Consider the following 9577-nt stretch of genomic DNA (forward strand, 5'->3'; position numbering starts at 1 on the left):
TAAACGCTGATACTTTATAAAAATGAAAATTGTTGAAATTCGCGAGTCGACACGCCCAATCAAGTCGAATATTCGTAATGCCTACATTGATTTTTCCAAGATGACCTTGAGTCTGGTTGCGGTGGTGACGGATGTCATCCGTGATGGCAAACCGGTGATCGGTTATGGTTTTAATTCGAATGGTCGTTATGGACAAGGCGCGTTGATGCGCGAACGCTTCATTCCCCGCGTGCTTGAGGCTGCGCCGGAGGCCCTTTTGGATGATCGAGGTATTTTGTGTCCGCACAAGATCTGGGCCACGATGATGAATAACGAAAAGCCCGGCGGACATGGAGAGCGCTCTGTGGCAATCGGTACGATTGATATGGCGGTCTGGGATGCGGTCGCAAAGATCGAAGGCAAACCGTTGTATCAGTTGCTTGCAGACCGCTATGGAAATGGCGAGCCTAATCGCAAGGTTTTTGTCTATGCGGCGGGTGGGTATTACTGGCCAGGTCAAGGTTTAGAGGGTTTGACACGTGAAATGCAGAGCTATCTGGATCGCGGCTACTCTGTTGTTAAAAAGAAAATCGGTGGGGCATCGCTAGCCGAGGATTGCAAGAGAATTGAAGCTGTTCTCAAACTGCTTGGCCCCGGTCAGCGTCTCGCTGTGGATGCCAATGGTCGCTTTGATCTTAAGACTGCAATTGAGTATGGAAAAGAGCTGGCTCAATATGATTTGTTCTGGTACGAGGAGGCGGGTGACCCGCTTGATTATGAATTACAAGCTGAATTGGCCAATCACTACGACAAGCCAATGGCGACTGGCGAAAATTTATTTTCCATGCAGGACGCACGCAACCTGATTCGCTACGGGGGAATGCGACGCGACCGTGACTGGTTACAGTTTGATTGTGCCTTGAGCTACGGACTGGTGGAGTATCTGCGTACGCTCGACATGTTGCGCGAATATGATTGGTCTCCCAGCCGCTGTGTGCCGCACGGTGGACACCAGATGTCCCTTGCGATCGCAGCTGGTTTGGGGCTGGGTGGCAATGAAAGCTATCCTGATTTGTTCCAGCCTTATGGCGGTTTTCCGGATGGTGTGCGTGTTGAAAACAGCATCGTGACCTTGCCTGAGCTTGTCGGCATTGGCTTTGAGGGTAAAGCTGATCTTTACGCGGAAATGCGCGCGCTGGCGAGCTGAGACAGGTTCAATACATGAAGCTCTCGAACAGAACTTTCCTTCTCACTGCGGCCATTTTGATCGCTTTGAATCTGTTTGTGTATCTTTGGTGGGTAAACAGACCGTTTGTGATGTTACGCCCAGCCGAGATCAATCGAGAGATTATTTCAGGTCTTGAGGCAGAAAGCAGGCGAGTACAGGCATTGCTAGATAGTGCCTGTACGAGTCCGGAGCTTCAGGCCTATCGTCGGGGCGAAGTGGGCCCGCTCAGACGTCCTGTCCCGTTAGCCAGCAATCCCAATTCTGCGGGCACACCTGCTTCGGGCGCACCTGCCGCTGTCATTCCAGGTGCTGCGTCTACGCCAGTCCCTCCAACAGCTCCGGGAGGGGCGGGTCTTTCACCGCAGCCCCAAGCATCGGCGACGAACACTGTTCCGACTCAAGCGACCACCAAAATACTGCCTCAGGAACAGCTGGTGGCTTTACTGGAGTCTGCTACTGTCCGAGTGCTCGTTTTTTCCGAGCAAATGAAGTATTTGGGGCATGGGACTGGATTTTTTATTGATCCAAACACGGTGGTGACCAATCGACACGTCATTGAAGTGGGTAAAAAATTCGCCATCACGAGCAGCTTTTTAGGAAAAGAGCCTTTACCTGCTCGGCTCATTGCTGCGACAAGAGACTCCGAATACACCAACCCTGATTTTGCAGTCCTGCGCGCGGAAAAGGTTCCGGGAAATGTCCGTCCTCTCGCCATCTCTACCCAACCACAGCTTTTGCAGACAGTCGTCGCCTCTGGCTTTCCAAGTTCAGAAATCCGGGTCGATGCGAATCTCGTCACGCCCAATACCGTATTCTCACAGGGTGAGGTGAGCGTTTTACAACCTCAGCCCAACAACATGGTGCTGGTGTTGCACACCGCGCGAATCGCCACTGGCAGTTCGGGCGGACCGCTCGTGAATAGATGTGGCAATGTGGTGGGAGTCAACACATTTATTGGCGCGCAAACTGATAAGTTCAGTGACCGCTCGTTGTATGCCCTTTCTGGTAACGCACTGAGAAGCTTCCTTGAGCAGAGTGGAGTGTCTTACACAAAGATACCGAATGACTGTTCATCGGATCCCAAGAATTAACCCAGCTAACAGTGCTGACTGAGCGCCAAGCCATGCAAACATTGCCCATTCTCACCAAACGAACCCAAGTTGACGTTCAAGGCATCAACGGCCAGCCAATTTTTAGCTATTACCAACAGCTGTTGGGTTTATTGAAAAAGAATAGCTCAGGCGAGGATTTATCTTTAATTTTCGCGGAGCCTGTGACAAATGTGTTGCGTGGCGAAGTTTCTTGGGTCACAAAGTTGGAGGGGCCGGTTCGTCCTTTTGAGACATGGACTGCAGATGAAAAGTTGCAGGTTGCAAAGACGCTGAGTCAGCTTTGCGCAGGGGTACGCCAAATAGCCGACAAAGTGGCAACAGGTACTGGGGCCTCAGCATCCTATGGTGCGCAAGCGCTGCGTGCAATGTTGTCCACGCCAGATCCCATCGCTTCTCTCTTTCTCGTAGGAGATCAGCTCGTCATTGCGCAGTGGGGGTGCTTGCCGTTTGGCGTTTCTGCTAGCTCTCAAGATATTGATACACAATTTGCGCGGTCCTTTAAGCCTGCTACTAAAGTCATGGCAGACCATCAAAAGGCGCTCGCGGCTACACAGTCTGCCTCGCGCACCTTTGGTTTGACAGGGGTACTCCAATGGTTAGTTCTCGGACTATTGACGCTCGCCTTGATACTGGGTTTGTTTTACAAACAATGGCTAACAATCATCGATCCGGGCCCCAACATTCAGGTTGAAGAGTCTTTGCGGACTCGTATCGCAGATTTGTGGGTGAAAGTTGAAGAAAAATCGGCAGTATGCTTTCCGCCCGCACCTATCCAACCCCCAGTGTCTCCTACATCTGCTGCGCCTCATTCTCCAGCTACGCTCTTGCCAAATGTTCAAGAGCCTCCCGCAACAGTGAGCACGGTTGAGATTGATCGCCGACTCAAAGAGAGTGCCGTCACGCAAGGGGAGTCAGTCAACGTTACCCTGGCATGGAAAAATCAGGCAGATTTGGACTTGATTGTTGTTGAGCCGAGCGGCGTCAGCATCAGCATGTACGATAACGATGTGCGTAAGTCTCCATCCGGCGGGCGCCTCGATATCGACGCGAATGCTTGTCAAAAGATGTCTGGTTGTCCTGCGCGTCCGGAGCCTGTCGAAAATATATCCTGGAATAAAAAACCGCCCTCAGGCCAATATGATGTCTATGTTGCGTTGTTCAGTGCGAATGTGCCGATTCAGCAACGTGAGGATATCCCCTATACCGTTGTGGTCACGATTGACGGTAAAAAGACGAGCTACGAAGGCGTGATCAAAGTTAATGACACAGTGTGCGGTGAGCGTTGCCGCAGCAAAGTCAGAGCAAAAGTGACCTCTTTCGTCATTCCTTGACGTGCGTCTGAGACGTGGCGTCTCTTGATTGATTTTTTTGTGTGAGTCAATTTTGTCGCCACCCTTAATGGTTAAACAAAAGGCGTACCGTGCCGCGGTTGCGCGTGCATTGCATTCGGATCAGCCTCAAAAAGTTTTGGATATTTGCTGCGGTGACGGATGGCTACCCTTTGCGCTTGGGTCAGGTGTTGAGTTGCACGGCATGGATTTATTTGAACAGGCTCCTGCCGGCTATCATCACTTCCAGGTGGCGGACTTCAATCAGGGGCTGCCAGCGAGCCTGGGTCAATACGATGCCATTGTGTGCTGTGAGGCGATGGGTTACCTCCTAAATCCCGGCCTTTTTTTGCAAAATGTCAGGGACCATCTGAAGAGCGGGGGGCTGTTCATTTTGTCCATTCCGAATCCCAACTATGCCGGCGCCAGGTTCAATCACTTGATTCAGGGCTTTCCCAGATCTTATTCATGGTTTAAACAAAATGAGTCGCTAGAGCCCCACATGCCTTGGTTGTCTTTGGGGGTCTTTCAGTTATGGTTATTGCTGGGGCTCAGTGGCTTTACGGATATGCAGGTACACGATGTGGACGAGGAAAAGCCGCGTCGTGTCTGGGAGCGATTGCTGGGCTGGTTTGTTAAAGGCTATGCAAGGCGACGCGTCAAAAAATCGCAGACTGAATCTGTCCGCAAGTTATGGAAGTTAGCGATGACAGACCAAGTCGTCTACGGCAGGCAACTGGTCGTCTCCGCAAGGGCAAAGACCATTTAAAAATAGCCCTGCCAAAGTGATTGCGCTCACGGAGCCTGCGTTGATTTCACTATAATCAGCGCACTATCGATTCTCATTTAATCTTTTTTCTTCTTGGTGGAACCTCATGACGCAAGCTGCTGCTCAAAGACCGAATCTTCGTATCGCGATCGCTGGTTTAGGTGCGATTGGTCAATCCATTGCGAAGACCCTTGCCAAAGGGAGCGTGCCTGGCGTCGAGCTCACAGCGGTTTCTGCCAAAAATCATGAAAAAGCACGGGCTTTCGTCTCGACGCTTGCGCATCCTGTCAAAGTTTTGCACATTGCCGAGTTGGAAAAAGAGGCGGATCTTGTGATCGAGTGTGCCCCTGCGGCACTTTTGCCTGAGATCGTTGCGCCCTTTTTAAAAGCGCAAAAACAAGTGATTGTTTTATCGGTGGGTGCTTTGCTGTTTCATCCCGAATTGATCGCGATGGCCAAAGAGCAGGGTGGGGTCATCCACGTGCCAACCGGTGCGTTGATTGGTCTGGATGCCATGATCGCCGCTGCGGAGGGTACGATTCACTCGGTACGCATGGTGACACGCAAGCCACCCAAGGGCTTGGCTGGCGCGCCCCACTTGATCGAGCACAACATCAGCATCGAGGGTTTAACTGAGGCCAAGAAAGTTTTCGAGGGGAATGCACGAGATGCCGCCAAAGGCTTCCCAGCCAATCTAAATGTAGTTGTTGCGTTGGCACTCGCTGGAGTCGGTCCTGAAAATACCCTTTTAGAGATTTGGGCAGATCCTAAGGTGGTTCGAAATACTCACACTATCGTCGTGGACTCTGACTCGGCCAAGTTCACGATGACAATGGAAAACATTCCCTCTGAAAACCCCAAAACAGGCAGAATCGTTGCGCAAAGCGTGATTGCCATGCTCCGTAAAATGAATTCAAATTTTAAAGTCGGAACTTAAGCCGAGGCCATAAGCGGCAAGTCAAGCGTGGTGACACGCGTCAATTCGCGCTTATACGTTTTGTCGTCAAAGGGTCGGGCGCGATGCATGGTCGTCCGGTTATCCCAGATCACCAAATCACCTAATTTCCACTCATGGGAGTATAAAAACTCCCTCTGCGTGGCATGCTCGATGAGGTCCCGCAGCAACAACCGCCCTTCAGGGATCTCCCATTCAATGATTCGTGCCGCATGAGAGGCCAGATAAAGCGATTTTCTGTCAGAGCCTTCAATTGTTCGCACAAGAGGGTGTGTGGCACCTGGCAACTTTGCCTGCTCTTCAGGTGAAAAATCAAAACCCATTGTGTGACGGGAGTACACGATCGAGTGATAAGCATGCAAGGGCTCAATCGTTTTTTTCATCTCGTCACAGAGGGCGGCATAAGCCGCCCTCATATCTGCAAACTCCGTATCCGCCCGAACAGGAGGGATATTGCGTGCATAAAGCATGGAGTATCGGCCGCAGGGGTTTTCAAAGGAAGCATCGGTATGCCAGATACGGTTGCTGATGCCGTTCATTCTTCTACGATCTTGCGCTTCAAGGATGTCGCCATTTTCACCGACGTTTGAAATATCGGTCAGCGCTTCGTTGCCAAAACGATTCTTTGAGACGACTGAGGAAGACGTTTTGGCATGAAGCTCACCGTCAAGTCTTCGCGCAAATTCAATTTGTTCTTCATTAGAAAACTTCTGGTCGTGAAAAACCAAAACACCAAATTGGCACATCGCCGATCTGATTTGTGCCAATACCGTTTCATCATGCAAAGTGCGCAGGTCAATTGGGCTGGCCTGTGCCACAAAGCTTGGATGAAGTTTGTTGAAGGTCAAAGTCACTTTTGTCTCCCGCTACAAAGTTTGTGTAGGCTAGGTTGTGTTTTTTAGTTAGGATTTGTTTTTACAAATATACACGTTCTAAATCGGGCAGCCATGCATAAAAAAACAGTTTTCCTCACTAATCCCATCCACCCGGCCATTCATTCTGAGCTGGAGCAGGTTGCCATTGTTCGGGTTTCAAACTCTACGAGCGACAATGATTTGATCGAAGGCGCCGAGTCTGCTTCGGTCATTGTGGTGAGGCATCCGTTACCTGAGTCTTTATTTGAGCGTGCGAAACAGTTGCTTGGGGTCGTCCGCCATGGGGCGGGTATTGATATGATTCCTCTAAATGTTGCAAAGCAGCATCATGTTGCGGTGGCGAATGCCCCTGGCGCCAACGCACGGACAGTGGCTGAGTTTGCCGTTGGTCAGATGCTGGCTTTGGCGCACCAGAGTGCTGCAATCGGTATGAGAATGCGTACGGAAGGGTGGCGTTCTGCACGCGCTTTGGCGGATCAAGGGTTTGATTTAGCAGGTAAACGCTTAGGTTTGGTTGGGGTGGGTGCAATCGGCCAGGCCGTGGCCAATATGTGCCATTTCGGATTTGGTATGCAAGTGATGGGATACCGACCGAGCGGCCGATCCGCGCTTGAGTTGATCGAGCACGCATCGTTGGAGCGAGTATTCGCTGAGTCTGATTTCGTTGTGCTAGCTTGCCCCTTGAATGACCAGACGAGAGGACTGGTGAGTCGGTCACTTCTTGAGTCGATGCGGCCGTCCGCCTGCCTCATCAACGTCGCACGCGGAGCAGTGGTTGATCAGGATGCGTTGGTAGAGGTTTTGTTGACAAAAAAGATCGCTGGTGCGGCGCTTGATGTGTTTACGCATCAGCCGTTGCCGGATTCCTCGCCTCTTTATCAAATGGAGCATGTTTTGCTGTCACCCCACATGGCAGGAATTTCGGACGACAGCATGCGTGCAGTCGGAGCCAGTGTTGCGGCCCAAGTCAAACAGTTACTCAATGGAGAGCTACCCGCACATCTCGTCAATAGAGAGCAAGCAACAGAGATAACTGCCCGTATGAGGCTGTTGCATGGCAATCCCTAGGGGCATCCAACTTTTTAATCAAGTAATGGCTAAGTTAAATTATGCGTAGATATTTTGCTCTGGTCATTTAACTTAGCTATCAGGCTGTTAGTCCCTGTTTATGAGAGGGGAAATGATTTTCTTAGGAGTCCTTCCGGTGCTACTATTTCAGGTTATCGAAGTTTGAACTCAGTGACTTGAAGAAGCATTTACATGAATCTGCCACTTAACGCTCCCGCATACGTCCGTCACGAAGGCCTGAAACAATGGGTCGCCTCCATCGCAGCAAAGGTCAAACCTGCCCGCATCGTCTGGTGTGATGGTTCCCAAGAAGAATATGACCGCCTCTGTGCAGAGATGGTCTCCTCGGGAATGCTGATTAAGCTCAACGCTGAAAAGCGTCCCAACTCCTATTTGGCGCGTTCCGCGCCGGATGATGTTGCGCGCGTAGAGGATCGCACGTTCATTTGCAGTGCTAAAAAAGAAGATGCGGGTCCAACCAACAATTGGATCGCGCCTGCCGAGATGCGTGCCAAGCTAGACGAGTTGTTTGAAGGCTCAATGGCTGGTCGCACCCTTTATGTTGTGCCTTTTTCAATGGGTCCCTTGGGCTCGCCCATCGCTCAGATCGGTATTGAGTTATCCGATTCTCCATATGTAGTCGTCAACATGCGCATGATGACTCGCATGGGTAAAAAGGTTTATGACGTTCTCGGAACGGATGGCGAATACGTTCCTTGCGTGCATACCGTGGGCGCGCCGCTTGCTGCCGGTCAGGCTGATGCGGTCTGGCCTTGCAACTCGACCAAATACATCGTTCATTTCCCTGAGACACGCGAAATCTGGTCCTATGGCTCAGGTTACGGCGGCAACGCTTTGTTGGGTAAAAAATGCTTTGCCTTGCGTATTGCCTCTACGATGGGTCGCAGCGAAGCCAGCGAAAAAGCACCAGGTTGGCTTGCTGAACACATGCTGATTCTTGGTGTACAGGCTCCGTGGGGCAAGAAATATCACGTCGCAGCCGCTTTCCCATCAGCATGCGGTAAAACCAATTTTGCCATGTTGATACCACCAGCTGGTCTGGCTCAACAAGGTTGGAAGATCACAACGATTGGCGATGATATCGCTTGGATCAAGCCAGACGCCAAAGGCAACTTGCGTGCGATCAATCCTGAAGCGGGTTATTTTGGTGTTGCGCCGGGCACGAACGAGCAATCCAATTTCAACTGTATGGCCACGCTCAGCCGCGACACAATCTTTACCAACGTTGCGCTCACTGATGACGGTGATGTGTGGTGGGAGGGCATGACCAAAGTTCCACCCGCACACCTGATCGATTGGCAAGGTCGCGACTGGACCCCTGAGCAGGCTAAGGAAAAAGGTATCAAGGCCGCGCATCCCAACGCTCGATTCACTGTTTCCGCTACACAAAATCCAGTGCTTGATCCCGAGTGGGATAATCCCGAGGGAGTTGTGATCGATGCTTTCATTTTTGGCGGCCGTCGCTCGACAACAGTGCCGCTAGTTACTGAGGCACGCGACTGGGCTGAGGGCGTTTACATGGCAGCGACCATGGGATCCGAGACAACAGCTGCAGCGGTTGGTCAACAAGGTGTGGTGCGACGCGATCCCTTTGCAATGTTGCCGTTCTGTGGCTACAACATGGCAGAGTACTTCGAGCATTGGTTATCCCTCGGTAACTTCCTGCAAAAATCAGGTGCAAAACTACCCAAGATTTTTTGCGTCAACTGGTTTCGCACGGATGAAAACGGTAAATTCGTTTGGCCAGGCTTTAGCGAAAACACCCGTGTACTGAAGTGGATGCTTGGACGTATCGAAGGGCAAGCCCAGGGCAGTGAGCATGCCTTCGGTATCACGCCAGGATTTACGGATATTGACTGGGCGGGTATGGACTTTTCACAGGAAAAGTTTGATCGAATCACTTCAATCGATGCGAATGCTTGGGCCGAGGAGTTTAAGCTGCATGATGAGTTGTTTGAAAAGCTCTCATACGGTCTGCCCGAGCACTTGTTGAAGATCAAAGCAAGCTTCGAAGCGCGTCTGGGCAAATAAGCTGGTATTGTTTTCTTAGTTAAAAAGGCCCGAATATTTTCGGGCCTTTTTTATTGTTCGATACCGCAATCAGGATGAGGCACCGTAAGCGTCTGCCGAACACATATTGCCAGAGCACTTGTTTTGATGATTGATTAGGGCATGGTAACTGTTGGCTGCCAGCGATGTGGCAACAACTCTTGAATCTGGCTGGCTTTCTGGGTCGGCAGTC

Annotated in this window: 8 protein-coding genes; 7 read left to right on the plus strand and 1 reads right to left on the minus strand. The window is 51.1% G+C overall.

From position 1 onward, the window contains the following. Positions 1 to 22: 22 nt before the first annotated feature. The 5 genes from QWY27_RS14230 (at position 23) to QWY27_RS14250 (ending at position 5353) form a co-directional block, all read left to right on the plus strand. Positions 23 to 1186, plus strand: a complete 1164-nt coding sequence (locus tag QWY27_RS14230) for a mandelate racemase/muconate lactonizing enzyme family protein (protein ID WP_290199086.1) — start codon at positions 23 to 25, stop codon at positions 1184 to 1186. A gap of 14 nt (positions 1187 to 1200) precedes the next feature. Then, positions 1201 to 2298 carry a S1 family peptidase gene (locus QWY27_RS14235; protein ID WP_290199087.1) on the plus strand — a complete coding sequence of 366 codons (1098 nt, stop codon included), beginning with the start codon at positions 1201 to 1203 and terminating at the stop codon, positions 2296 to 2298. Between the two features lie 32 nt (positions 2299 to 2330). Beyond that, entirely contained in the window at positions 2331 to 3650 is a 1320-nt protein-coding gene (locus tag QWY27_RS14240) for a DUF2135 domain-containing protein (protein WP_290199088.1), read from the plus strand. A 52-nt stretch (positions 3651 to 3702) separates the two neighbouring features. Continuing rightward, positions 3703 to 4416 carry a class I SAM-dependent methyltransferase gene (locus tag QWY27_RS14245; protein ID WP_290199090.1) on the plus strand — a complete coding sequence of 238 codons (714 nt, stop codon included), beginning with the start codon at positions 3703 to 3705 and terminating at the stop codon, positions 4414 to 4416. Positions 4417 to 4522: 106 nt separating this feature from the next. After that, complete coding sequence (locus tag QWY27_RS14250; RefSeq protein ID WP_290199092.1) at positions 4523 to 5353, plus strand: aspartate dehydrogenase; 831 nt, start codon at positions 4523 to 4525, stop codon at positions 5351 to 5353. On the opposite strand, the gene QWY27_RS14255 is transcribed toward QWY27_RS14250, so the two are convergent. After that, positions 5350 to 6225 (minus strand): TauD/TfdA dioxygenase family protein, encoded by an 876-nt coding sequence (locus QWY27_RS14255; protein ID WP_290199093.1) that lies wholly within the window; start codon positions 6223 to 6225, stop codon positions 5350 to 5352. The genes QWY27_RS14250 and QWY27_RS14255 overlap by 4 nt on opposite strands. 93 nt (positions 6226 to 6318) lie before the next feature. Between QWY27_RS14255 and QWY27_RS14260 the strand changes: the two genes are divergently transcribed. After that, complete coding sequence (locus QWY27_RS14260) at positions 6319 to 7314, plus strand: NAD(P)-dependent oxidoreductase (protein ID WP_290199094.1); 996 nt, start codon at positions 6319 to 6321, stop codon at positions 7312 to 7314. A gap of 192 nt (positions 7315 to 7506) precedes the next feature. Beyond that, positions 7507 to 9366 carry a phosphoenolpyruvate carboxykinase (GTP) gene (locus QWY27_RS14265; RefSeq protein WP_290199095.1) on the plus strand — a complete coding sequence of 620 codons (1860 nt, stop codon included), beginning with the start codon at positions 7507 to 7509 and terminating at the stop codon, positions 9364 to 9366. Positions 9367 to 9577: the final 211 nt, after the last annotated feature.

The sequence above is a fragment of the Zwartia vadi genome, from assembly GCF_030410375.1.
Classification (GTDB): domain Bacteria; phylum Pseudomonadota; class Gammaproteobacteria; order Burkholderiales; family Burkholderiaceae_B; genus Zwartia; species Zwartia vadi.

Coding starts and splice junctions, on each gene's coding strand:
- QWY27_RS14230 (WP_290199086.1), top strand. CDS start 23: ATGAAAATTGTTGAAATTCGCGAGTCGACACGCCCAATCAAGTCGAAT.
- QWY27_RS14235 (WP_290199087.1), top strand. CDS start 1,201: ATGAAGCTCTCGAACAGAACTTTCCTTCTCACTGCGGCCATTTTGATC.
- QWY27_RS14240 (WP_290199088.1), top strand. CDS start 2,331: ATGCAAACATTGCCCATTCTCACCAAACGAACCCAAGTTGACGTTCAA.
- QWY27_RS14250 (WP_290199092.1), top strand. CDS start 4,523: ATGACGCAAGCTGCTGCTCAAAGACCGAATCTTCGTATCGCGATCGCT.
- QWY27_RS14260 (WP_290199094.1), top strand. CDS start 6,319: ATGCATAAAAAAACAGTTTTCCTCACTAATCCCATCCACCCGGCCATT.
- QWY27_RS14265 (WP_290199095.1), top strand. CDS start 7,507: ATGAATCTGCCACTTAACGCTCCCGCATACGTCCGTCACGAAGGCCTG.